Below are 21538 nucleotides of genomic sequence, written 5' to 3' on the forward strand. Positions count from 1 at the left end.
CCCGCGCGGGCTAGGAGGTCCCGCCAGCCGGTCCGGGCGGCAGGAAGTGCAGCCGCGCCGCCCGGCTGTTCAACACCTCGGGTGGATAGAAGGCGTGCAGGTACGCCGGATCGAACAGGTGCGGGGTGCGGGCCGCGAACGCCTCCCAGTCCTCCGCCCTGCTCCCGGCGCGGTCCAGATGATCGAGGACTGCGAGGAACCACGCGACGGTCTGCGTCTCGCTGTACTTGTCCTGAAGGCCCAGGCGGTCGGCCAGGGCTCGCAGGCCCGCGCGGAACTCCGCCAGGGCCTCCAGCGCGGGCCGGTCCTGCAACAACTGCCACGCGACGAACAGGTGCGCGGCGTGACTGAACCGCCCGTAGCGCTCAGTCGCCTGCGTGAAGGCACGCTTGAAGGAGGTCATGTGGCTATTCTGCGCGCAGTACGCGGGTCATCTCGTGCGTACTGGCCGCGAATCCCAGCGCCGCGTACAGCGGGCGGGCCATGTCGCTGCTGCCCAGGCTGACGCGCGTGATCCCGCGCGAGCGCACAGCGTCCAGGCAGGCCATGACCAGCGTGCGGGCGTGCCCGGCGCGGCGATGGTCCGGGTGCGTCCAGACGTTCACCACCCGCGCCCGCCACGGCTGCGGATCGCCGCGCGTGGGTCCCCAGTGCAGCAGGGTCACGCCCGCCCCGGCGATCACCTCTCCCCCACCCTCCAGCAGGAAGCCCAGGTACAGGCCGTCCCGGATGGCACCTGCCACCCACGCGGCGTACACGGGCCGCTCGGGGGCGTCCTGCTCGTCCGGGTAACGGTGCGCGGCAATGGTGGTGGCATCAGCGGGTGTGACGGGGCGCATCAGGCCAGTCTGCCGGACCCGGCGGCTCGAAAGTCTGGTACAACGCTGAACATGACGTTCGTGGCGTTGCTGCACGCGGTGAACCTGGGAGCGCGGCGCAAGGTGCCCATGGCCGACCTGCGCGCCCTGCTGACCGGCCTGGGCCTGCGGGAGGTCCGCACGTACATCCAGAGCGGGAACGCCGTGTTCAGCGCGGACCCCGACCCGACGCTGCGCGGGCGTCTGGAGGCGGCGCTGGAAGCGCAGTTCGGTTTCCCGGTGCCCGTGACGCTCCGCACGGCGCACGCGTGGCAGGAGGCGGCCGCAGACTGCCCGGCCCACCTGCGCAGCGAGGCGGTCGTGGTGGCGTTCCTGCGCGACCCGCCCGACCCGGAACGCGTGGCGGCCCTGCGTGCGCGGGACGTGACGCCGGAACGCTGGGAGATAGTAGGGCCGCACCTGTACCAGACGGTGCCGGACGGCGTGCGCAACCTGCGGCTGTCGGCCGCCGTGATCGAACGGACGCTGGGCGTGGGGGTCACAGTGCGCAACGAACGGACCGTGCAGGCCATCGCAGCGATGCTGGACACCTGAGCCCCGGTGGGAACGTGGCTGGTTTAGCCTGCCGCATGACCCGCAAGTTCCCGCCCGCCGCGTTCCTGTCGGCCGCGCCGCTGCTGTTCGTGCTGCTCTGGAGCACCGGGTTCCTGGGCACCAAGGGCGCGGCCCGGAACGCCGACCCGTTCGCGTACCTGACCGTCCGGTTCGCCCTGGCGGCCCTGCTGATGCTGGCCCTGACGGCCGCGCTGCGCGCCCCGTGGCCCACGCGGGCGCAGGCGGGCCGGGCGGGCGTGACGGGCCTGCTGCTGCACGCCGGGTACTTGGGCGGCGTGACCACCGCCATCTGGCTGGGCCTCCCGGCAGGTGTCACCAGCGTGCTGGTAGGCGTGCAGCCCCTCCTGACGGGGCTGCTGTCCTGGCCGGTGCTGGGCGAACGGGTCACGCGGCCGCAGTGGGCGGGCCTGACGCTGGGGTTCGTGGGCGTGCTGCTGGTCGTGGAGGGCCGCGTGGGCGGCGGCGTGGGCAGCCCCGCCGCGCTGGGCGCCGCCGCGTTCGCGCTGATCTGCACCACTGCCGGAACCCTCTACCAGCGCCGCGTGGGAGCCGACATGCCCCTGCTGGGCGGCACGGCCGCGCAGTACGTCGTCAGTGCCGCCGCGCTGGGGGCCGTCACGCTGGCGCGCGGGGGCGGCGTGATCCACTGGAACGCGGAATTCATCCTGTCCCTCACGTGGCTGGTGCTGGTCCTGTCGGTCGGGGCGATCCTGCTGCTCATGCGCCTGCTGCGCGACCTGCCCGCCGCGCGCGTGAACAGCCTCTTCTACCTCGTGCCGCCACTGGCCGTGCTGGAAAGCTGGGCGCTGTACGGCGAACGCCTCAGCGCCCTGTCGCTGGGCGGCCTGCTGCTGTGCGTGACCGGCGTGGCCCTCGCCGCGCGGCAACCGGCCACCCGCCCGGCGCGTACTGGGTGACATGAGCGAACTGAACGGACGGATCGGCGGCGTCACCCAGGGGTACGACCTGCACGCGGGCTGGAACGGCGAACGACTGGACGGCCGCATCGGCGGGACCTTCCAGGGCAAGGACATCAAACTCACGGTCCGCGCCGGGGACGTGGACGGCCGCATCGGCGGCACGTTCGCCGGGTTCGACGCCGACGGCGACGTGACCCCACAGAGCGTCAGCGTGCGCCTCGGCGGCCGCATCGACGGCGACGACGTGCACCTCCAGATCAGCGGCGACCGCGTCCGGGGGCGCTACTCCGGCCGGATCGACGGCAAGACCGTGGACCTGCACGTCAGCGGTGACCGCCTGCACGGCCGGATCGGCGGCGTGCTGGACGGCAAGGACGTGAACCTCACCCTGAACGGCGTGCCCACCGAGGTCGCCGCGCTGGCCGCCGTCTGCGCCTACAAGGCCCTCGAAGACCAGCAGGCGCAGGACGCCTCCGCCGCCAGCAACAGCGGGGGGTGAATCTAGGGGAAGGCGTCGCCCGCTGCGTTCAGAACGGCCGCAGCGGGCGTATCGACGTGGTCCTGAGCGGTCCCCCCAAGGCGTCTCAGGGCGTGGCCTACCAGTTCGAATCCCAGGGTGTACCCGGCCCAGCGGGGCAGGTCGTGTCCTGCGGACCCGTAGAACCACGCCTCGAACCCGAAGTCGGTCGTCTGGAGCAGCGGCCGCGCCCTCTGCCAGAGCGCTGCCCGGTCGATACGGGCCTGCGCGTAAGGGGGTGCCTGCCCGGCCCGCTCGGTCCGTTCGTGGTGCTGGGCGAGGCCCTCGGTGACCAGCACTTCCAGCAGCGTGCGGCCGTAACCGGGACCGCGCCAGCGACGGGCGTGGTGCAGTTCGTGGGCCAGCGTGGCAGGCAGTTCGGTGCGCCAGCCGGGCAGGAACTCCGGGTTGTCCGGACTGACCGTCAGTTCCACATACGACCCGGTGGGCGCGAAGCCGTGAATCCCGGTTTCCGGCAGCCCCCAGGGCAGCACCCGCAGGGCCACGTCCACGCCGGTCAGACCCAGCGGAGCGGTGTGGCGTTGCAGGGTCGCCTCCAGCACACACCTCATCTCGTCCGCCAGGGGCGAAGGCAGGGTCCCGGCCGCGTTCATGACATGCAGGACGTTCACCTGGGCTTACTCGCTGCCCTCCTTGCGGCGTAGCAGGAAGAATCCGGCGGCGCTGCCCAGGGCGAGCAGGACGGCAGGCGCCCCGGTGGCCCAGCTGGCGGTTCCGGCGAGGGCAGTCGTGAGGCCGAGAATGCCGAGGATCCAGCCGCAGGCGAGCAGGGCGAAGGTGGTCCAGGGGAGGCGGCTGACGGTCAGAAAAATTAGCGGCACGAACGCGGGGTAGAGCAGGGTGCGGGCGCTGCCGCTGGTCTGGAGGTCGGCGGTGGCGGCGGTGAGTGCCCAGACGGTCAGTGCGGCGACGGGGATCAGCAGCAACGTGGCAGCGGGGCTGGTGGGTGTCCGGGTGCTGGTCATGCGGTCAGCGTAGTGGGTGGCGATCCGGCCTGCACGCGAGGTTGCGCCTTGCGGGCGGGCGCGGCGGTGGGGGATTCCCAGCAAGCCGCACATTCCCGCGTGTGGGTGCGTGGTACGTTCCGCCCATCATGACGGTGACGACGAAGGCGAGAACGTTGGGTGAATTGCTTCAGACGGCAGAGTACGCCGGGCGCGCGCCGTTCGACGGCCGGATCCGGCTGGTGCAGGACGAGGTGCGGGAGAACCTGACCCGCAAGTTGCGCAGCGGCGAGGAGTTGTTCCCCGGTGTGGTCGGGTACGACGACACGGTGATTCCGCAGCTGGTGAACGCGCTGCTGGCGCGGCAGAACTTCATTCTGCTGGGTCTGCGCGGTCAGGCGAAGAGCCGGATTCTGCGGGCCATCACGGGCCTGCTGGACCCGGAAGTGCCGGTCATTGCGGGCGTGGACATGCCAGACGACGTGCTCAACCCGGTGGGCGCCGAGGGCCGTCACCTGCTCGAAGCGCACGGGCTGGACCTGCCGATCCGCTGGCTCCCGCGCGCCGACCGGTACGTGGAGAAACTGGCGACGCCGGACGTGACGGTCGCGGACCTCGTGGGCGACGTGGATCCCATCAAGGCGGCGCGTCTGGGCACCAGCCTGGGCGACGTGAGAAGCATGCACTTTGGGCTGCTGCCGCGCGCGAACCGGGGCATCTTCGCGGTGAACGAACTGGCGGACCTATCCCCGAAGGTGCAGGTGGCGCTGTTCAACATCCTTCAGGAGGGGGACGTGCAGATCAAGGGCTACCCGATCCGCCTGGAACTGGACGTGATGCTGGTCTTCAGCGCGAACCCCGAGGATTACACGGCGCGCGGGAAGATCGTCACGCCGCTCAAGGACCGCATCGGCAGCGAGATCCGCACGCACTACCCGACCGACGTGCGCCTGGGCATGGACATCACGGCGCAGGAGGCCGCGCGGGCCGAGGGTGTGATCGTGCCGCCGTTCATCGCGGAACTGATCGAGGAGATCGCGTTCCAGGCGCGCGAGGACGGCCGCGTGGACAAACTGAGTGGCGTGTCGCAGCGCCTGCCGATCTCGCTGATGGAGGTCGCCGCCGCGAACGCCGAGCGCCGCAGCCTCGTGGCCGGGGACGCCCCGGTCGTGCGGGTCAGTGACGTGTACGCGGGCCTGCCGGCCATCACGGGCAAGATGGAACTGGAGTACGAGGGTGAACTCAAGGGCGCCGATCAGGTCGCCAAAGACGTGATCCGCAAGGCGGCCGGGGCCACGTACGCCCGCAACTACGGCAGCGCGAACACCCGCGACCTGGAGAAATGGTTCGAGGCCGGGAACGTGTTCCGCTTCCCGCAGGGTGGGGACAGCGCCGCCGCGCTGAAGGCAGCGGGCGAGGTGCCGGGCCTGAGCGACCTGGCCGCCGAGGTCGCCGCGAGCAGCGACGACGCCGTGCGCGTGTCTGCCGCCGAGTTCATCCTGGAGGGCCTGTACGGCCGCAAGAAACTCTCGCGTGCCGAGGAACTGTACGCCGCGCCGGAAGCCGAAACGCGCCAGCAGCGCGGCGGCCGCTGGAACTGATACGGATCTCCGATTGAAGGGGCTGCAAAGCTCCTTCAATCCGAGCGGATGCGAGTGGGAGCAGGGCGGGTTCCGGATTGTCAGCAAACCAGACGGAATCCGTATGAACTGGGCAGAAAACGACAGGCAGTGGGGAGTGGATCGGGGCGGGCGTCCCATCCGCTCCCCGTTTCCTGCTCCCTGCTTCCTATTACCCTGGGTGGGTGCTGCCCTCTGCCCTGGCTGATCTGATCGAGTTTCACGCGCCGCTGTCGGTGGTGCAGCGCGAGCAGGGGAGCGCGGTGACGCTGCTCACGCCGGGCGTGAACGTGCTGGCGTTGAACGCGACGTTCCTGCCGGGTGATGTGACCGGGGTGAATCTGCGGGACGTGCAGGACTGGCATGAGGGTCAGGGGTTGCCGCCGCTGATGGCGTGGGCAGGCGCGGATGCCCCGGCGGGGCTGGCGGCGGGGTTGGCGGCGCGGCCGGTAGCGCGGGTGTGGGTGGGCGACTGGGCTGGTCAGCCGGAACCGCTGGACGCCCCGGCGGGCGAGCAGGTGGTGGTCGAACAGGTGGTGGTCGAACAGGTGGTGGTCGAGCAGGTGGGCCGCCTGCACCTGAGTGCGTGGGCGGAGGCGCTGTGCGCGGCGCACGGCACGCCAGGGTGGGCGGCGGGACTGGCGCGGCAACTGGCGGGGCCGCTGGAGGCCGCTGCCGGGCGTGGGAATGCCGGGGCTTTCGCGCTGCTGATGGCGTACCGGGACGGGCAGTCGGTCGGGTCGCTGCTGTGGCAGGCGCGTGGGGCGGGCGGCGCGGCGCACCTGTGGGGCGCGGCCGATGCCGGAGCGGGCGCGGCGCTGCTGGACGCGGCGGCAGCACTGGGGGACGGGTTGCGCGTGACGGTTCCGGACGGGTGGGCAGGCCTGGACAGGCACGAATCCGTGACATACGCCCTGCTGACCGGCGAGCATGATACGGACTCCGATTGAATGGGCTGCAAGGCCCGCTGGGTCCGAGCGAAGCGAGTGGGAGCAACACGTCCCTCCGGACGTGGAGCTGGCAGGGGCGGTGAAGTTCCGGATTGCTGGCGAAACAGACGGCAGTCCGTATGAGAACCACAACTGACCTGCCTTCCATTTGAAAATCATGAGGAAACCCGCGTGTGAGAATTCCCGCAAAGGCAGGCTTTCCGCTCACCGACAGCCTGTCTAAGCAGACATGAGAAATGAGAAAGGTTTCCTCACGGTAAAGAGACAACGGCACGTTCTAATGCCTGCATGCCCCTCACCCCCCTGCGCGGCGCCGGTCTGACCGCGCTGATCCTGACCCTCAGCGCCTGCGGCGCGGGACTCCCCGGCACACCCACCACCAGCCCCAGCACCGGCCCCAGCACTGGCCCCGGCAACACCATCAGCGACACGCTCGCCCCGCAGGGCGTCGCCAGCCCCGTCACCCTCACAGCCGGGCAGCCGCAGCAGCTGACCGTCACCGTCGGCGGCCGCGCCCCCACGCCTGGCCAGCTCGTGTGGACCACCACCAACGCAGCGGTCGCCACCGTCACGCAGACCGGACTGGTCACGCCGGTGAGCAGCGGGAACGCCACCGTCCGCGCCGCGCTGAGCAGCAACGCCTCCGCATTCATCGACTTCCCGCTGGTCGTCCGCGCCGCTGCCCCGGCCCCCACCCCTGTACCCACCCCCGCCCCAGCCCCCGCCACCGGGTTCGCACAGCAGGTGCTGGACCTCGTGAACGCCGCCCGCGCCCAGGCACGCACCTGCGGCGCGACCGCGTACGCCGCCGCGCCTGCCCTGACCCTGAACGCGCAACTGGGTCAGGCTGCGCAGGGGCACGCCGCCGACATGGCCGCCCAGAACTACTTCAGCCACACCAGCAAGGACGGCCGCACCGCCGCGCAGCGCATCGCCGCCGCCGGGTACGCGTACCGCACCTGGGGCGAGAACATCGCCGCCGGGCAGGCCACCGCCGCGCAGGTCGTGGACGGCTGGCTGAAAAGCGAGGGCCACTGCCGGAACATCATGAGCGCCAACTTCAGGGAACTCGGCGTCGGGTACGCGCAGGGCGGCAGTTACGGCCACTACTGGGTGCAGGACTTCGGCACCCGCTGAAGCACGCAACGCAAAGAGGGGGAGGCCAGATCAGCCTCTCCCTCTTTCTCGCTGCCGTTGCTCTTTACCCGAACAGCTGCCGGTACTCGCCGTACCCCTGCGCGTCCAGCTCCGCGAGCGGCACGAAGCGCATCGCGGCCGAGTTGATGCAGTAGCGCAACCCGCCGTGCTCCTGCGGGCCGTCCGGGAACACGTGCCCCAGGTGAGAGTCCGCCACTGCCGAGCGGACCTCGGTGCGGGCGTACCCGATCCTGTAATCCGTGTTCTCGGTCAGGGTCACGCTGGGAATCGGGCGGGTGAAACTGGGCCACCCGCACCCCGCGTCGTACTTGTCGAGGCTGGAGAACAGCGGCTCGCCGCTCACCACGTCCACGTAGATGCCTTCCCCGGTGTGATCCCAGTACTCGCCGGTGTAGGCCCGCTCGGTGCCCTCGTGCTGGGTCACGCTGTACTGCATGGGCGTCAGCCGCTCGCGCAGCTCGGCATCCGACGGTTTCACGAACGGCTTGTCAGTCATGCAGGCAGTCTAGGCGCCCTCGGACGCCGTGACGGTGACCGAGAGTAGGAAGTGGCGAGTGGGTCGGGGCCAGCGTCCCACCCACCTCACCACAGCCCGCCCCTCCCTTACAGCGGGATGTTGCCGTGCTTCTTGTAGGGCCGGGCTTCTTCCTTGTCGCGCAGCATGGCAAACGTCTGGATCAGCACGCGCCTCGTGTCCTCCATGGGGATCACGTCGTCGATGTAGCCCTTGCTGGCGGCCACGTAGGGGTTGTCGAAGGCGTCCTTGTACTCCGCGATCTTCTGCGCGCGGGTCGCGTCGGGGTTCTCGCTGCCCGCAATTTCGCGTCGGTACACGATGTTCGCCGCGCCCTCGGCGCCCATGACGGCCACGGCGGCAGTCGGCCACGCATACACCACGTCGGCGCCCATGTCGCGGCTGTTCATGGCGAGGTACGCGCCGCCGTAGCTCTTGCGGGTGATCAGGGTGACCTTGGGGACGGTCGCCTCGGCGTACGCGTAGAGCATCTTCGCGCCGTGCCGGATGATCCCGGCGTGCTCCTGCGCGACGCCCGGCAGGAAGCCCGTCACGTCCACCAGCGTCAGGATCGGGATGTTGTAGCAGTCGCAGGTGCGGATGAACCGCGCGGCCTTGTCGGACGCGTCGATGTTCAGCGTGCCCGCCATGACGCGCGGGTTGTTCGCCACGATGCCCACCGACTCGCCGTTCAGGCGCGCGAAGCCCACCACGATGTTCTTCGCCCAGTTCGGCTGGATTTCCAGGAAGGTGCCGTCGTCCACCAGTTCGTGGATCACGTCGTGCATGGCGTACGGTTTGCGCTGGTCCGGCACGACGATGTCCAGCAGTTTCTCGTTCGTGCGGTCGGCCGGGTCACTGCTCGGCTGGCTGGGAGCCTTCTCGCGGGCGTTCTGCGGCAGGTAGCTCAGCAGGTCGCGCACGCCCGCCAGGACCGCCTCGTCACCGTCGTACTCCAGGTGCGCCACGCCGCTCTTGCGGGTGTGCACGTCCGCGCCGCCCAGCGAGTCGAAGGTCACGTCCTCACGCGTCACGGACTTGATCACCTCGGGACCCGTGATGAACATGTAACTGCTCCCGCCACTCATCAGGATGAAGTCCGTCAGGGCCGGCGAGTACACCGCGCCGCCCGCGCAGGGACCCAGGATCGCGCTGATCTGCGGCACCGCGCCCGAGTAGATCGCGTTGCGGTAGAAGATCTCGCCGTACCCACTCAGAGAATCCACGCCCTCCTGAATGCGCGCCCCGGCACTGTCGTTCAGGCCGATCACCGGGCACCCCGTCCTGGCGGCCATGTCCATGATCTTCGTGACCTTCGCGGCGTTCATCTTGCCTAAGGAACCGCCCAGCACCGTGAAATCCTGACTGAACACGAACACCTGCCGCCCGTGAATCGTGCCGCGCCCGGTCACGACACCCTCGCCCGGCGCGTCCACGCCCTGCATCAGACGGCCGCCCCGGTGCTCCACGAACGTCCCCATCTCCAGGAACGAACCCGGGTCCAGCAGCACGTCGATCCGTTCACGGGCCGTGAGTTTCCCGCCGTCCCGCTGCTTCTTCAGGCGTTCGGGCCCGCCGCCCTGCTCGACCCGCGTGCGGCGCTGCTCCATCGCCGCGATCAGTTCCTGTAACTCCACGCCCGGATTTGTCATGCCCGCATGGTATCCAAACGCGCGTTAGGCGCACGCGTGACCGGGCCGGGGACAGAAGGCGGATGGTTGATGGTTGATGGTCGAAAGAGGGTGGGTGGCCTGACCAGTCCAGTCAGGCCACCCACCTCCCACAACCCAACTGCCACTTACCTGCCCGCTTCGACCTCGATACCGTCCGCCTCGCTCATGCGGACGATGTTCGCCAGGGTGTGAATCGGCACGTTCAGGTCCGCGAGTTTCGCGCGGCCCGCCTCGAACTGCTTTTCCACCACGCAGCCGATACCCAGCAGCTCGGCGCCGCTGACCTCGATCATGCCCGCCAGCGCCCGCAACGTGCCGCCGGACGCGAGGAAATCGTCGATGACGACCACGCGGTCCCCGGCGCCCAGGAACTCGCTGCTGATGAACAGGTCCACCACGCCGCCCTTGGTGCGGCTGACGGACTGCGCCGTGAAGGCGGGTTCCTTCATGGTCACGGGTTTCTTCTTGCGGGCGTACACCATCGGCACGCCCAGCACCATGGCCGTGGCAATGGCGGGCGCAATGCCGCTGACCTCGATGGTCACGATCTTGCCGGGGTTCAGCGGCGCGAAGTGCGCGGCGAACACCTCGCCCATCTCACGCGTCAGGTGCGGCAACAGCTGATGGTTCACCAGTCCGTCCACCTTGAGAATCCCACCGGGAAGAACTTCACCCTGCTGCCGAATCGCGTCCACGAGTGCCTGCATGCCCCGGAGTGTACCCGCTGAGGTGCGGCAGCGGCGGGCCAACGGACCCACTACCATGCGGGGCATGCCGTCCGCTGAGCGCCCGCATGATCGATAGGCTTCACCTGGGCCGCCGCGTGGCCCTGGCTGCCCTGCTGGCCGGAACTGTCCTGGGTGTCCATGCGCTGCTCGGGCCGCCGCCGCCTGCGTTGTCAGCCGCCGCACAGACCTGCGATCAGGTGCTCGCGTCCCGGTTCCCCCGCGTCGTGGGGTCCGGCCATTACCGCCTCGAACGGTCCAGGGGGCAGTTGTCGCTGTCACGCTTCCCGAACTTCCGGTACGCAGTGTTCAGTCGCGCGAACAACACGGCCCTGGGCTGGACGCGGTGCGGCCACTGGCAGGACCGCACCGGGAGTGGCTACCGGGTCACGTACACCTCGGGCAGCCTGCTTGATCTGGAACGCCGCCTGCCCCCGTGCGACCCGCTGGCGCCCGGGGGGCGCAGCCACCCGGCGGATGCGGGCGACCCGGCCAGCGCGTCAGACTGTGGGGGTGTCTGACCTTCCCGACCTGACGCCGGGTGAGCTGGCGGCCTTCGCGCAGCAGTTCGGCCTGGAACCGCCCCTGACGCGTCTGCCGAGCGTGGGGATCGTGAACCGCGTGTACCGGGCCCGGCGGGCCGGGCGGGACGTGGTGCTGCGCGTGCCGATGCCCGGCGACATCGGGGATGCCCGGACCGAGAGTGTGGCCGTGCCCGCAGCGGTGCGGGCGGGCATTCCGACGCCGGAACTGCTGGTGTTCGACGACTCGCGCGCGGTGCTGGACGCCCCGGTGACGCTGTACGCCTTCGCGCCGGGCCGCAGCCTGGACGGCCTGCCCTGGAGCTACGGTGATCCGCGCCTGTCCCGCGCGTGGCGGGAGGCGGGCCGCGCCCTGGCCGCCCTGCACGCCGGGGTGACCGACGCGCCCGACCCGCACGGATACCTGGAGTCCATCACGCCGCCCGACCCGGCCCGCACCCGCACGCGCGTCCTGACCGCCGAGCGGCTGGGCACTGCCGAGGCCGACTGGGCGACCGGCCTTACCGCCCGCCTGCTGAGCGAGAACCCGCCGCCCGCGCAGCCTGCGTTCCTGCACGACGACCTGCACGCCGGGAACCTGATGGTGACGGAGGACGGCGCGGTGACGGCCCTGATCGACTGGGGGGACGCCGGGTGGGGCGACCCGGCCCTGGACCTCAGTTACTCCGGGCCGCTGGCTGTGCCGGACCTGATCGCCGGGTACCACGAGGCAGGCGGCACCGCAGGCGACGCCCTGACCCTGCGGGTGCTGGCGTACACGCTGGACAACGCCACCCGTTACCTGACGCGGCAGCCGGAAGCGCACGAGAACGGCGACCTGTGGTACACCCGCCCCGCCACCGCCCTGATGGGATTGCTGCGCGTCAGTCCGCGCGTGCCGCAGTGGCAGGAGGCGCTGGGGCAGTGAGCCACGAGCTTACAGCCCGGCCCTCAGAGCCCCCGTTCCCTTACAACTCGTTGATTTCGGGTCTGAAGCCGACCTGCCGGATGTACTCCAGGTACTCGGGGCCGGTCAGGGCTTCGCGGCGGCCGCTCAGGGCGACGAACATGGCTTCCAGGACGTTGGTGGCGAAGTTGCGGCTGCCCATGCGGGGGGTGGTGGTGATCAGGCGGGCCACGCCGCGCGCTTTCATCCAGTCGCGGTCGGCCTGGGTGATGGTCTGCGTGAGGATGGTCTTGCCGGTCAGGTCCTGCGGGGCGTAGCGTTTGGCGTAGTGGGTGTCTCCGGCGATCACGTCGGCCCAGGCGTAGTAGCGCGTACCTTTGCCCTGCACGCTGGTGTCCTGTTTGGCGCCGGTCGGGTAGAACCAGTCCTGCGGGAGGCGGGTCAGGGCGGGCAGGATCAGCCGCGCGACGCGCCGCAGGGACGTGATGCTGCGCAGGGGCCGGTCCACGTTCAGACCGAACACGATGTCCCCGAACACGATGTCGGCGCCGTGTTCGGCGAGGGCCTCGGCCATCCCGAAGCGGTCCACGGCGGAGACCATCAGGACTTTCTGCGTGCGCCAGTTCAGGATGGGGTCCAGTTGCGCGATGGCGTCGCGTTCCAGGGTGTTTTTCAGGCCGCTGCCGTCGAGGACCGGGGTGATGCGCGCCCCGGCGACGAGTTTGCGGACGTTCGTGAAGGTGTAGCGTTTCCCGCCGGCCAGCAGGTACAGGTCCGCGCCGCCCAGACCGAAGGCGTCCACGCGGCCGTCGAGCGCCTGAAACAGGGCGGCCATCTTCTTCGCGTCGCCGTCCGTGCCGATCCGTTCGATGATGAACGGCTGGCCGAGCACGGTGACGGTCTCGCGGGCGTTGCGGGCGCTGCTGCCCAGGCTGACGCTGACGACGTGCTTGTGCCCGGCGGGCGCGGGCTGCCAGCCCTGGAGGGGATCGGTCATGCGGGGCATTCTACGCGCGTTCACGCCCGGCGCAGCAGTCCCTCCGGCCGGTCAGGTGCGGGGTAACTGTACGCGCACGCCGGTGCGGGCCGAGGCGTACAGGGCGTCCAGCACGCGTGCCTGCGCGACCGCGTCGGCGGGGGGGTACAGCGCCGGTTCCTGGCCGCGCGCGAGCCGCTGGAAGTGAGTGACCATGCGCGCGTACCCGTTGGACGGCGGGAATGCCTCGTGGGTTTCCTGGCCGCCCACGTTCAGGTGCAGGGTCACGGGTTCGTGCGTGTGGCTGTGGTACACGCGGGGCACGTCCAGCGTGCCGAGGGTGCCGACGACCGTCAGGCGGCTGACGCTGGGTTCCGTCCAGTCGAACGCGCAGTCCAGGCTGGCGAGCGCCCCGCCGAACTCCAGGGTGCCGCTGAGGGCCACGTCGATGCCGCCCACGCCCTCGTCCGGTCCGGCGTCGGTCCAGCGGGCGGTGGCGGTCACGGCCTGCGGTTCGCCCAGCAGCAGGCGCATCAGGTTCACGGGGTAGGTGCCCACGTCGAACAGCGCCCCGCCGCCCTGCGCGGCGTTCCAGCGGAAGTCGTCGGGGTTGGTCATGTGGAATCCGAACGCGCCGTGCACGGACCGCACGTCGCCCAGCGTGCCGCTCCGCACGAGTTCCACGATCCGCAGGATGTGCGGCTGGAAACGGTACGCGAAGGCCTCCAGCAGCGTGCCGCCCGTCCCGGCGGCGGCGTCTGCGAGTTGCTGCGCCTCGGCGGCGTTCAGGGTCAGGGGTTTCTCGGTCAGGACGTGCTTCCCGGCTCGCAGCGCGGCCAGCGTCCAGGGCAGGTGCGCGTCGTTCGGCAGGGGGTTGTACACGGCGTGCACGTCGGCGGCGATCAGGTCTTCGTACGTTCCGGCGACCTGCACGCCCCATTCCTGAGCGAAGGCCTGCGCCCGCGCCGACTGAGGGTCGCGCACGCCGACGAACGCCACCTCGCCGCCCGCCTCGCGGATCGCGGGAATCAGGGCGCGGGCAATGCGGGCGGCGCCCAGCAGCCCCCAGCGGAACGCAGGTTCAGTCATACCCGCAGCCTAGCAGGCTGAATGGCGGATGGCGGATGGCGGATGGTCAACGGCATCTGCGCGGCGAACCGGCCCACGTCCCACCTGCCGCGCCCCCCGGTCAGCGTTTGCTGAGCAGGTACGCCTTGGGGTGATGGCCGCCGCTGGCCACCTGGAAGAGTTCGTGGGCGTTCCATTTCTGCTGGTCGGCCATGACGCGTTCGAACAGGCGGATCTCATGCGTGATGACGCACAGGCGGCCGCGCTGGCTGGTCAGGCGGTGCATTTCTTTCAGGAAGGCGGGGTACAGGGCCTCGTTGCCGCCGTGCGTGCCGATGGCGTCGCCCCACGGCAGGTCGGCCATGACCAGATCGAAGGAGCGGGCGGGCAGGCCGGTGTGCAGGGCGTCGATGGCGGCCACCTCGATGTCGCGTCCGGCGGCGCGGATGTTCGTCTGGGCGCACGTGACGGCGTCGGGGTTGATGTCCACGCCGACCAGCGCGTCGTAGGGGCCCATCAGGGCACGCTCGATCAGGAGGGTGCCGCTGCCGCTCATGGGATTGAAGATGCGGTCGTTGTCGCGCTGCCCGGCGAGTTTGTGCGCGGCGTAGGCGATGGTGGCGTTCAGGCCGCCGGACATGTTGCACTCGCGCCACGCGCGGGCACTCAGGGGGCGGCGGGTGATGCGGGCCAGCACGTCCCAGCCTTCACCCTGCTGCTGCGGCAGGATGCGGATCAGGAGTTCGCCGGTTTCGGGTTCGTGCGGGAGTTGCAGGGCCGTCTGGAGTTCCTCGGCGATGCGCTGCATGACGCTGCTTTCCCGGCCGGCCGCGCCGATACGGAAGGAGGTGTGCCCGCCGACCGCGATGACTTCTTTCAGGAAGGCGGTCAGTTCCCCGAGTTGCTGGTGGCCCAGCAGCCCGCGCGGGCGGGGCACGTCCCAGCCCTGCACGCGGTACACGGCAGTGACGCTTTTCATGCGGGTCAGGCGTTCCGGGTCGCCGGGGTACCAGAAGCGCGGGCCGCGAATGTCACGGGCGAGCGGAACGGTGTCCAGTTCGGTGGCGGCGACGTGTTCCAGTCCGGCCAGCGCCTCCAGTTCGTATTCGCGCGCCGGGGCGCGGGTGCGGTGATCGACCTTGGGTCGGCTGGATTTCCGCCCGGTGGGCGCGGCGCGGTCTGATCGGGCGGGTCTGGGCATAGCAGGACAGTATATGCCGGGGCGTGCGGGGGAACGCCGGGGCGTAGAATCCGGGCCACGTTATGACCCGTCCACCCCCGAGCCGTCCCCCTGCAGGTCCATCCGACGCGGCGCGCGCTGTGCGCCGCAAGACGCTCTATTCACGCCTGAGTCCGCCGCAGCTGATCGCGCTGTCGTTCCTGCTGGCCATTCTGGTGGGCGGCGTCCTGCTGGCCCTGCCGGTCACCCACGGCCTGAACGAGGACGGCACGCGCCGCTCCGTGAATTTTCTGCAGGCGCTGTTCACATCGACCAGCGCGCTGTGCGTGACGGGCCTGAACGTCATCGATCCCGCCAAGGACTTCAACCGGCTGGGGCAGGTGATCATCATGCTGCTGATCCAGCTGGGCGGGCTGGGCATCATCACGTTCGGCACGTCGTTCGCGCTGCTGTCGCGCCGCCGCGTGAACTTCACCGAGCGGATGCGGGTGGCGCAGCAGGTGGGCGCGCTGAACGCGGGTGGCGTGCTGTCGTTGATTCGCAGCATCTTCCTGTACACCTTCCTGATCGAACTGGTCGGCGCGGCGCTGCTGGCGTTCCGGTTCGTGCCGCTGGAAGGCTGGGGGCGGGGGCTCTTCTACGCGCTGTTCCACTCGATCAGTGCGTTTAACAACGCGGGCTTCGCGCTGTACAGCAACAACCTGATGAACTTCGTGGCCGACCCGCTGGTGAGTATCGTGGTGGCGCTGCTGATCATCCTGGGCGGCACGGGCTTCCTGGTGCAGCTGAACGTGGTCGCGCACCTGATGAACCCGCGCCGCAACCGGCTGGCGGTGCACAGCAAACTGGTGCTGACCATGATGACGGTCCTGCTGGTGGTCGGCACCCTGACGTACCTGATCTTCGAGTGGAACAACCCGGCCACGCTGGGCCCGCTGGGCTTCGGCGCGAAACTGCTGGCCAGCTTCTTTCAGAGCGTCACGACCCGCACCGCCGGCTTCAACACGCTGGATTACGGCGCGATGGGCCTCACGACGCTGTTCATCAGTATCATCCTGATGTTCATCGGCGCGAACCCTGGCGGGACCGGGGGCGGCATCAAGACCAGCACCTTCTACGTCATGATGGCCAGCGCCTGGAGCATGGTGCGCGGCCGGCGCGACGCGACGCTGTTCCACCGCCGCATCGACACCGACACGATCCTGCGGGCCATGACGGTGGGACTGCTGAGTATCGGGCTGGTGAACATGATGTTCGTCCTGCTGCTGGCCCTCAATACCCGCGCAGACGTACGCTTCGTGAACCTGTTCTTCGAGGCGGTCAGCGCCTTCGGCACGGTGGGCCTGAGCATGAACACCACGCCGCTGCTGAACCCCGACCAGCACATCGTGCTGATCATCCTGATGTTCCTGGGGCGCATCGGGCCGCTGACGTTCGCCGTGGCGTTCAGCCGTTCGGGCTCCGGGGACCTGGTCCGCTACCCGGCCGAGAAGGACATCCTGATCGGCTGAGCCCGGCCCGCCGGACGCCCCTCCCCTTTCCCGCCTCTCGCCCACGCCCGGCAGCGGCCCCGCTGCCCGTCAGATAAGGACTTCCCATGAAAAGCAAACAATGCCTGGTGATCGGACTCGGCCGCTTCGGAACGGCGGTCGCCACGACCCTCTACGAGATGGGCCACGAGGTCATCGCCGTCGATCAGCACGAGGAGAACGTCGAGCGGGTCATGAACCTCGTCACGCACGCCGCCATCCTGGACGCCAGCGACGAACGCGCCCTGCGGACCCTGGGCGTCGCGGACTTCGACGTGGTCGTGGTCGCCATCGGCACGGACGTGCAGGCGAACATTCTGGCTACCATGAACGCCAAGAGCCTCGGCGCGCCGTACGTGGTGTGCAAGGCCATCGACGAGATGGCCCGCCGCGTACTGGAACGCATCGGCGCGGACCTCGTCATCCGCCCCGAACATGACATGGGCGTGCGCCTGGCGCGGCAGATCGCCACGCCGAACATCGTGGACACCCTGGACCTGGGCAGCGATTACGCCGTCGTGGAAATCGAGGCGAACGACCGCCTGAAAGGCACGCTGCGCGACCTGAACCTCACGGGCCGTTTCGGGGTGCAGGTGATCGCCATGAGCCGCGCCGGGAAGATCGAGGTCACGCCCGGCGCCGAGGATGAACTGCGCCCCCACGACAAACTCGTGGTGATCGGCACCACCCACGCCCTGGACGAACTGCGCCGCTACCTGGGCGAGTGACGCCCGAGGGTAGGCTGTGCGCCGGACCCGCCCGCCCTTACTGCCCGCCCAGGGCGACGACCATCGCCGCCAGCAGCGGCAGGGTCGCGGCCAGACCCCACACCGCCCCGGCCCGCGCCGCGCCGGGACGCAGCAGGAACAGCAGCAGCAGCGCGGCGGTCGCCAGGGTCAGCAGCAGATACAGGGCGTTCATGCGGGCCAGTGTACGCCGCCGGCCCGCCCGGCCGGTTTCAGCGCCCTGCCTGGGCCTGGGCCTGGGCCTCGTCGAGCGCGGCCTTCGCGTTTGCCTTTCCGGTCGTGGCTTTCTGAATGGCGGTTTCCAGCAGGGCCGTCCATTCGGCGTAGGCGGGCGTGGTGGGGCGCGGCACGGCGCGGTTCATCTGGGCGTGCGCGGCGCGCAGTTGCGGGTTCCGGCCGTACCAGCCTTCGAGCAGCGGCAGCGCGGCGCGGCGGGTGGGGGCGTACGCGGTGACCTGCACCCAGTCGGCCAGGCGTTCGGGGGTGTTCAGGTACTGCCAGAACGCGGCCGCTCCGGCCTGCTCGGCGGCGGGCGTCCCGGCGGGCACGGCCAGGGTCGCGCCGCCCAGCGGAACCGTGCACGCCCCGGCCTTCTCGCACGGGAACGGCGCGACGCCCAGACTGAAGAACGGGAGTTTACGGGCGTCCGTCCAGTTGGCGACGCTGGCCAGCACGAACACGTTCTGCCCGCGCGCGAAGTCGATGGCGGCGCGGGTCGCCTCGCCCAGCGTGCGCGGCTGCGCCTGACCGGCGGCGCTCATGCGGGCCAGTTGCGTGAGGGCTTCCACGGCGTCCGGGCTGTTCAGGCGGGGCTGCGCGCCACTGACCAGACTGCCGCCGCGTGACAGGACGTTCGCCTCGAAGGTCCAGGCGTCGGCGGCGACGACCAGTGGGCGGCGCCCGCCGGAGGTCAGGGCGCGGCTGGCGCTTTCCAGGGCCGTCCAGGTGGCCGGGGGGGTCACGCCTGCGTTCTGGAGGATGCGGGCGTTGAACATCAGGACCGGCACGCTGACGTTCCAGGGCAGGCCGTACGTGCGGCCCGCCAGTTCACCGGCGCGCCACACGGCCGGGTAGTAATCGTTCTTCAGGGTGCCGGGCAGGTCGGCGACCACGCGGGACAGGTCGGTCAGTTTGCCCGCCTGGGCCAGCGCCGGGAACTGCGTGAATTCCAGTTGCACCAGCGCCGGGGCCTTCCCGGTCTTCTGCGCGGCCTGCAACCTGGGCAGCAGGTCGCGGTAGTTGCCCTGCGCGACCGGCACGAGTTCGTAGCGGTCCTGCGAGCGGTTGAAGTCGCGGGCGTAGGCGGCGACCGTGTCTTTCACGCCGGTCATGGCGTGCCAGAACTCCACGCGGACCGGCGCGGCCTGCGCGGCCGGAAGCAGCAGGGTCAGGGTCAGCAGGCAGGTCAGGGAGCGCATGCGCGGAGTGTACCCGCTGCACCTGACGGCCATCTGCCTGCCGGGCTGACGGTCCGGACTGACGGTCTGGATTGACGGTCGGGGCAGGGTGTCCGGGGTGGGGGCGGCGTTCAGGGCAGCACGGGGTACAGGTCCACGCGGCTGCCGGGGCGCACGTCCTGCCGCGCGGCGATGCCGACGATGGCGACGTTCCCGCTGCGCTCGCCGAGGCGGCCGAGCAGCGTCACGAACTCGGTCACGTCCAGGCCCTGCACGTACTCGCTGGGCACGCCGCGCGTGGTGATGTCCAGCATGGTGTCGCGCACGAGGTCGCTCACCTGTTCCTGCATGGCGCCGGGCGTGGCGCGCAGGTTCACGCTGGCGCGGCGGATCACCTGATTGCCCCGGAACAGCACGGCGTTCGGGCGGGCGTCGCAGGTCAGGTCGACCGGGAATCCGGCGGCGCTGTTCTGCGCGGCGCGGCACTGCACGAAGGTGCTGACGTTCAGGCCGCGCAGTTTGGTTTCCAGGGCGGTGCGGGCCTGGGTGTTCAGGCGGACGCTGGGCGTGCCTTTCGCGCCGCGCGTCTGGGCGGCGCGGGCCGCCTCGGTCAGGAAGGCGTCGAGGTTGCGGACGCTGGGCACCACGGCGGCGTACACGAGGTCGTTCTTGGGGTACGCGAGGTCGGTGTTGCGGCTGGCGCTGAGTTCCGCGCGGCTGCTGGAGTACTCGTCCTGCAGTCTGCCCAGCGTTTCGCGGGCGGCGGCCAGGTCCCGGCCCAGCGCCTCGTTGCTGGCGCGCAGCTGGGTCTGCTGGGCCTTGAGTTGCGCCTGCTGGGCCTGCAGGGTGGTCAGTTCGGCGCGCACGCGGTCGCGGTCGCGGGCGGCGGCGTCGCGGTCGCTGGTCAGCTGGGTGCGTTCGGCCAGCAGGCGGTCGCGGGTCTGCTGCGCGGCCTGCTGCTGCGCGCGGGCGCGGGCCAGGGCGTCCTGCGCCTCGGTCAGGGCGCTGTCGGCGGCGGCGCGGGAGGCGTTCAGTCGGCTCAGCTGGGCGCTGAGGGCCGCGACCTGCGCGCTGGCCTGCGCGGTCTGGGTCCGGGCGGCCTGCTGCGCGGCCTGAGCGGCCTGCTGCTGCGCGGCGGCGCGCGCCTGGGCCTGCTCGGCGGCCTGCTGGGCGGCGGCGGCGCGTTCCTGGGCGCTGCGGGTCTCCTGTTCGCTCAGGGCGATGCGCGCCCCGAGGTCCACGACCTGCGCGTCGAGCGCCTGGGCGCGCTGCTGGCTGCGGGTCAGGGCCTGCTCGCTCTGCGCGAGTTTCTGGCGGCTTTCCTCCGCGCGGCGTTCCAGTGAGGTGCGGGTGGTGGTCAGGGCACTCACGCGGCGTTGCAGGTCGGCGGCCTGGGTGGTCAGGGTGCGTTCGGCGGTGCGGGCGGCGTTCAGGTCGGCGCGGGTGCTGGTCAGGTCGCGCTGCGCGGCCTGCTGCTGCCCGCGCAGGGTCTGCGCTTCCTGCTGGGCGCGGTCACGGTCGGCCTGCGCGGCTTTCAGGTCGCCCTGCACGGTTCCGATCTCGGTGCGCAGGGCCTCCAGTTGCGGGCGCAGCTGGTCAGCCATGGCGATGGTGCTCACGGCGTTGCGGTTGAGCAGCAGGAACGCGGCGAGACTGGCGGCGCTGATGCCCATGCCGGACAGCACCGCCACGAGCAGCGCGGTCGTCTTGGGCCGCAGCCCGAACAGGCGGATGTGCTTGCGTCCGGCCTTGCGGGCGATGGTGTCGGCGGCGTACGCGACCACGCCCGAGAGGACGATCACGAACGGCAGGAACAGCCACAGCATCTCAGGGACTCCGGTGGGGGGCCGCGTTCACGGCGGGGGGCGCGGGGGGGATCACAGTTCGAAGTCGTCGCCCAGGTAGTACTGGCGGGCGTCCTCGTCCTGCGCGAACTGGGCGGGCGTGCCCTCGAACTTCACCTGCCCGTCGAACATCAGGTACACCCGGTCGGTCAGGGCGATGGTCTCGCGGACGTTGTGGTCGGTGATGAACACGCCCAGGCCCCGGCGGTCGCGCAGTTCGTGGATCAGGCGCTGAATCTCGCGGATGCTCTTGGGGTCCACGCCGGTGAAGGGTTCGTCCAGCAGCAGGTAGTCGGGGTCGGTGGTCAGGGCGCGGGCCAGTTCCAGGCGGCGGCGTTCCCCGCCGGACAGCTGGTAGGCGTAACTGCCCGAGAGGTGCGTCAGGCCGAACTCGGCGAGCAGCGAGTCCGCGCGGGCTTCCTGCTCGGCGCGGCTCAGGTTCTGGTATTCCAGGATGGCCAGCAGGTTGTCGCGGGCCGTGAGTTTCCGGAAGGCGCTGGGTTCCTGCGGCAGGTACCCCAGGCCCAGGCGGGCGCGTTCGTGCATGGGCAGGCGCGTCACGTCCCGGTCACCCAGCGCGATGCGGCCCGCGCCGGGCCGGATGAAGCCCACCAGCATGTAGAAGGTGGTGGTCTTGCCCGCACCGTTCGGGCCGAACAGCGCCACGATCTCGCCGGGCCGGACGGTCAGGTTCACGTCGCGGACCACGGCGCGGCGGCCGTAGTTCTTGCCCAGGTGCTCGGCGTGCAGGACCGGGCGCTGCGGCGCGTCCTGCACGGGCGTGACAGCCGTCTGAGAGGGAGTCTGGGAGGCGGGAGCAGTCACGTTCGCAGCGTACCACGCGCCCCCCATGAGTCCCGTGATGAAGTTCCGGTTCAGCCCCAGAACCGGCCCCC

At 70.4% G+C, this 21538-nt stretch carries 24 protein-coding genes; 10 read left to right on the forward strand and 14 right to left on the reverse strand.

Annotated features, from left to right (window positions below):
- Positions 1–10: 10 nt before the first annotated feature.
- A complete protein-coding gene (locus tag IEY70_RS06325) occupies positions 11–403 on the reverse strand; it encodes a hypothetical protein (protein ID WP_189064164.1) in 393 nt (130 codons plus the stop codon).
- Between the two features lie 4 nt (positions 404–407).
- Positions 408–839: a GNAT family N-acetyltransferase gene (locus IEY70_RS06330; protein WP_189064165.1), complete on the reverse strand. Its 432-nt coding sequence runs from the start codon at positions 837–839 to the stop codon at positions 408–410.
- Between the two features lie 51 nt (positions 840–890).
- Here IEY70_RS06330 and IEY70_RS06335 point away from each other — a divergent pair, with 51 nt between their 5' ends.
- From IEY70_RS06335 to IEY70_RS06345, 3 genes are read left to right on the forward strand one after another with little or no spacing between them, the layout of a single operon-like run.
- On the forward strand, positions 891–1412 hold the full coding sequence (locus IEY70_RS06335) for a DUF1697 domain-containing protein (protein WP_189064166.1): 522 nt from the start codon (positions 891–893) through the stop codon (positions 1410–1412).
- A 35-nt stretch (positions 1413–1447) separates the two neighbouring features.
- On the forward strand, positions 1448–2350 hold the full coding sequence (locus IEY70_RS06340) for a DMT family transporter (RefSeq protein ID WP_189064167.1): 903 nt from the start codon (positions 1448–1450) through the stop codon (positions 2348–2350).
- Between the two features lies 1 nt (position 2351).
- Positions 2352–2852, forward strand: a complete 501-nt coding sequence (locus IEY70_RS06345) for a hypothetical protein (protein ID WP_189064168.1) — start codon at positions 2352–2354, stop codon at positions 2850–2852.
- Positions 2853–2854: 2 nt separating this feature from the next.
- Here IEY70_RS06345 and IEY70_RS06350 read toward each other — a convergent pair whose 3' ends face one another.
- Entirely contained in the window at positions 2855–3502 is a 648-nt protein-coding gene (locus tag IEY70_RS06350) for a DUF2268 domain-containing putative Zn-dependent protease (protein WP_229777694.1), read from the reverse strand.
- A gap of 6 nt (positions 3503–3508) precedes the next feature.
- The gene (locus tag IEY70_RS06355; RefSeq protein WP_189064169.1) at positions 3509–3856 is read right to left on the reverse strand and encodes a hypothetical protein; all 348 of its coding nucleotides are present in this window, start codon (positions 3854–3856) and stop codon (positions 3509–3511) included.
- A 128-nt stretch (positions 3857–3984) separates the two neighbouring features.
- Between IEY70_RS06355 and IEY70_RS06360 the strand changes: the two genes are divergently transcribed.
- From IEY70_RS06360 to IEY70_RS06370, 3 genes are all read left to right on the forward strand, one after another.
- Positions 3985–5436 carry a magnesium chelatase ATPase subunit I gene (locus IEY70_RS06360; RefSeq protein ID WP_189064170.1) on the forward strand — a complete coding sequence of 484 codons (1452 nt, stop codon included), beginning with the start codon at positions 3985–3987 and terminating at the stop codon, positions 5434–5436.
- A 203-nt stretch (positions 5437–5639) separates the two neighbouring features.
- Entirely contained in the window at positions 5640–6404 is a 765-nt protein-coding gene (locus IEY70_RS21270; RefSeq protein ID WP_189064171.1) for a hypothetical protein, read from the forward strand.
- 288 nt (positions 6405–6692) lie between these two features.
- Positions 6693–7541 carry a CAP domain-containing protein gene (locus IEY70_RS06370; protein WP_189064172.1) on the forward strand — a complete coding sequence of 283 codons (849 nt, stop codon included), beginning with the start codon at positions 6693–6695 and terminating at the stop codon, positions 7539–7541.
- A 64-nt stretch (positions 7542–7605) separates the two neighbouring features.
- Here IEY70_RS06370 and msrB read toward each other — a convergent pair whose 3' ends face one another.
- The 3 genes from msrB to xpt form a co-directional block, all read right to left on the reverse strand.
- A complete protein-coding gene (gene msrB / locus IEY70_RS06375; RefSeq protein ID WP_189064173.1) occupies positions 7606–8058 on the reverse strand; it encodes a peptide-methionine (R)-S-oxide reductase MsrB in 453 nt (150 codons plus the stop codon).
- Positions 8059–8165: 107 nt separating this feature from the next.
- Positions 8166–9728 carry an acyl-CoA carboxylase subunit beta gene (locus tag IEY70_RS06380; RefSeq protein ID WP_189064174.1) on the reverse strand — a complete coding sequence of 521 codons (1563 nt, stop codon included), beginning with the start codon at positions 9726–9728 and terminating at the stop codon, positions 8166–8168.
- A gap of 146 nt (positions 9729–9874) precedes the next feature.
- A complete protein-coding gene (gene xpt, locus IEY70_RS06385; protein ID WP_189064175.1) occupies positions 9875–10456 on the reverse strand; it encodes a xanthine phosphoribosyltransferase in 582 nt (193 codons plus the stop codon).
- 86 nt (positions 10457–10542) lie between these two features.
- Between xpt and IEY70_RS06390 the strand changes: the two genes are divergently transcribed.
- A complete protein-coding gene (locus IEY70_RS06390; protein ID WP_189064176.1) occupies positions 10543–10995 on the forward strand; it encodes a hypothetical protein in 453 nt (150 codons plus the stop codon).
- A complete protein-coding gene (locus IEY70_RS06395; protein WP_189064177.1) occupies positions 10988–11923 on the forward strand; it encodes a phosphotransferase family protein in 936 nt (311 codons plus the stop codon). The genes IEY70_RS06390 and IEY70_RS06395 overlap by 8 nt, the downstream gene beginning before the upstream one ends.
- A gap of 40 nt (positions 11924–11963) precedes the next feature.
- On the opposite strand, the gene IEY70_RS06400 is transcribed toward IEY70_RS06395, so the two are convergent.
- From IEY70_RS06400 to IEY70_RS06410, 3 genes are all read right to left on the reverse strand, one after another.
- Positions 11964–12899, reverse strand: coding sequence for a DUF8754 domain-containing protein (locus IEY70_RS06400; RefSeq protein WP_189064178.1), 936 nt, complete (start codon positions 12897–12899; stop codon positions 11964–11966).
- 51 nt (positions 12900–12950) lie between these two features.
- Positions 12951–13967 (reverse strand): Gfo/Idh/MocA family protein, encoded by a 1017-nt coding sequence (locus tag IEY70_RS06405; protein WP_189064179.1) that lies wholly within the window; start codon positions 13965–13967, stop codon positions 12951–12953.
- A gap of 100 nt (positions 13968–14067) precedes the next feature.
- Positions 14068–15147, reverse strand: coding sequence for a methyltransferase domain-containing protein (locus IEY70_RS06410; RefSeq protein ID WP_189064180.1), 1080 nt, complete (start codon positions 15145–15147; stop codon positions 14068–14070).
- A 62-nt stretch (positions 15148–15209) separates the two neighbouring features.
- Here IEY70_RS06410 and IEY70_RS06415 point away from each other — a divergent pair, with 62 nt between their 5' ends.
- Positions 15210–16637, forward strand: coding sequence for a TrkH family potassium uptake protein (locus tag IEY70_RS06415; protein ID WP_189064181.1), 1428 nt, complete (start codon positions 15210–15212; stop codon positions 16635–16637).
- Between the two features lie 86 nt (positions 16638–16723).
- Positions 16724–17383 (forward strand): potassium channel family protein, encoded by a 660-nt coding sequence (locus tag IEY70_RS06420; protein ID WP_189064182.1) that lies wholly within the window; start codon positions 16724–16726, stop codon positions 17381–17383.
- Between the two features lie 37 nt (positions 17384–17420).
- On the opposite strand, the gene IEY70_RS06425 is transcribed toward IEY70_RS06420, so the two are convergent.
- From IEY70_RS06425 to lptB, 4 genes are all read right to left on the reverse strand, one after another.
- The gene (locus tag IEY70_RS06425) at positions 17421–17576 is read right to left on the reverse strand and encodes a hypothetical protein (protein ID WP_189064183.1); all 156 of its coding nucleotides are present in this window, start codon (positions 17574–17576) and stop codon (positions 17421–17423) included.
- 37 nt (positions 17577–17613) lie between these two features.
- Positions 17614–18819 carry an ABC transporter substrate-binding protein gene (locus IEY70_RS06430; protein ID WP_189064184.1) on the reverse strand — a complete coding sequence of 402 codons (1206 nt, stop codon included), beginning with the start codon at positions 18817–18819 and terminating at the stop codon, positions 17614–17616.
- 110 nt (positions 18820–18929) lie between these two features.
- Entirely contained in the window at positions 18930–20624 is a 1695-nt protein-coding gene (locus tag IEY70_RS06435; RefSeq protein WP_189064185.1) for a DUF3084 domain-containing protein, read from the reverse strand.
- Positions 20625–20675: 51 nt separating this feature from the next.
- Positions 20676–21467 carry an LPS export ABC transporter ATP-binding protein gene (gene lptB / locus IEY70_RS06440; protein WP_229779428.1) on the reverse strand — a complete coding sequence of 264 codons (792 nt, stop codon included), beginning with the start codon at positions 21465–21467 and terminating at the stop codon, positions 20676–20678.
- Positions 21468–21538: the final 71 nt, after the last annotated feature.

This window comes from Deinococcus seoulensis, assembly GCF_014648115.1.
Taxonomy (GTDB): Bacteria; Deinococcota; Deinococci; order Deinococcales; family Deinococcaceae; genus Deinococcus; species Deinococcus seoulensis.

Bases quoted from the DNA above. Each gene is read 5' to 3' on its own strand.
- IEY70_RS06325 (WP_189064164.1), bottom strand. From the start codon at position 403: ATGACCTCCTTCAAGCGTGCCTTCACGCAGGCGACTGAGCGCTACGGG.
- IEY70_RS06330 (WP_189064165.1), bottom strand. From the start codon at position 839: ATGCGCCCCGTCACACCCGCTGATGCCACCACCATTGCCGCGCACCGT.
- IEY70_RS06335 (WP_189064166.1), top strand. From the start codon at position 891: ATGACGTTCGTGGCGTTGCTGCACGCGGTGAACCTGGGAGCGCGGCGC.
- IEY70_RS06340 (WP_189064167.1), top strand. From the start codon at position 1,448: ATGACCCGCAAGTTCCCGCCCGCCGCGTTCCTGTCGGCCGCGCCGCTG.
- IEY70_RS06345 (WP_189064168.1), top strand. From the start codon at position 2,352: ATGAGCGAACTGAACGGACGGATCGGCGGCGTCACCCAGGGGTACGAC.
- IEY70_RS06355 (WP_189064169.1), bottom strand. From the start codon at position 3,856: ATGACCAGCACCCGGACACCCACCAGCCCCGCTGCCACGTTGCTGCTG.
- IEY70_RS06360 (WP_189064170.1), top strand. From the start codon at position 3,985: ATGACGGTGACGACGAAGGCGAGAACGTTGGGTGAATTGCTTCAGACG.
- IEY70_RS06370 (WP_189064172.1), top strand. From the start codon at position 6,693: ATGCCCCTCACCCCCCTGCGCGGCGCCGGTCTGACCGCGCTGATCCTG.
- msrB (WP_189064173.1), bottom strand. From the start codon at position 8,058: ATGACTGACAAGCCGTTCGTGAAACCGTCGGATGCCGAGCTGCGCGAG.
- IEY70_RS06380 (WP_189064174.1), bottom strand. From the start codon at position 9,728: ATGACAAATCCGGGCGTGGAGTTACAGGAACTGATCGCGGCGATGGAG.
- xpt (WP_189064175.1), bottom strand. From the start codon at position 10,456: ATGCAGGCACTCGTGGACGCGATTCGGCAGCAGGGTGAAGTTCTTCCC.
- IEY70_RS06390 (WP_189064176.1), top strand. From the start codon at position 10,543: ATGATCGATAGGCTTCACCTGGGCCGCCGCGTGGCCCTGGCTGCCCTG.
- IEY70_RS06400 (WP_189064178.1), bottom strand. From the start codon at position 12,899: ATGACCGATCCCCTCCAGGGCTGGCAGCCCGCGCCCGCCGGGCACAAG.
- IEY70_RS06405 (WP_189064179.1), bottom strand. From the start codon at position 13,967: ATGACTGAACCTGCGTTCCGCTGGGGGCTGCTGGGCGCCGCCCGCATT.
- IEY70_RS06410 (WP_189064180.1), bottom strand. From the start codon at position 15,147: ATGCCCAGACCCGCCCGATCAGACCGCGCCGCGCCCACCGGGCGGAAA.
- IEY70_RS06415 (WP_189064181.1), top strand. From the start codon at position 15,210: ATGACCCGTCCACCCCCGAGCCGTCCCCCTGCAGGTCCATCCGACGCG.
- IEY70_RS06420 (WP_189064182.1), top strand. From the start codon at position 16,724: ATGAAAAGCAAACAATGCCTGGTGATCGGACTCGGCCGCTTCGGAACG.
- IEY70_RS06425 (WP_189064183.1), bottom strand. From the start codon at position 17,576: ATGAACGCCCTGTATCTGCTGCTGACCCTGGCGACCGCCGCGCTGCTG.
- IEY70_RS06430 (WP_189064184.1), bottom strand. From the start codon at position 18,819: ATGCGCTCCCTGACCTGCCTGCTGACCCTGACCCTGCTGCTTCCGGCC.
- IEY70_RS06435 (WP_189064185.1), bottom strand. From the start codon at position 20,624: ATGCTGTGGCTGTTCCTGCCGTTCGTGATCGTCCTCTCGGGCGTGGTC.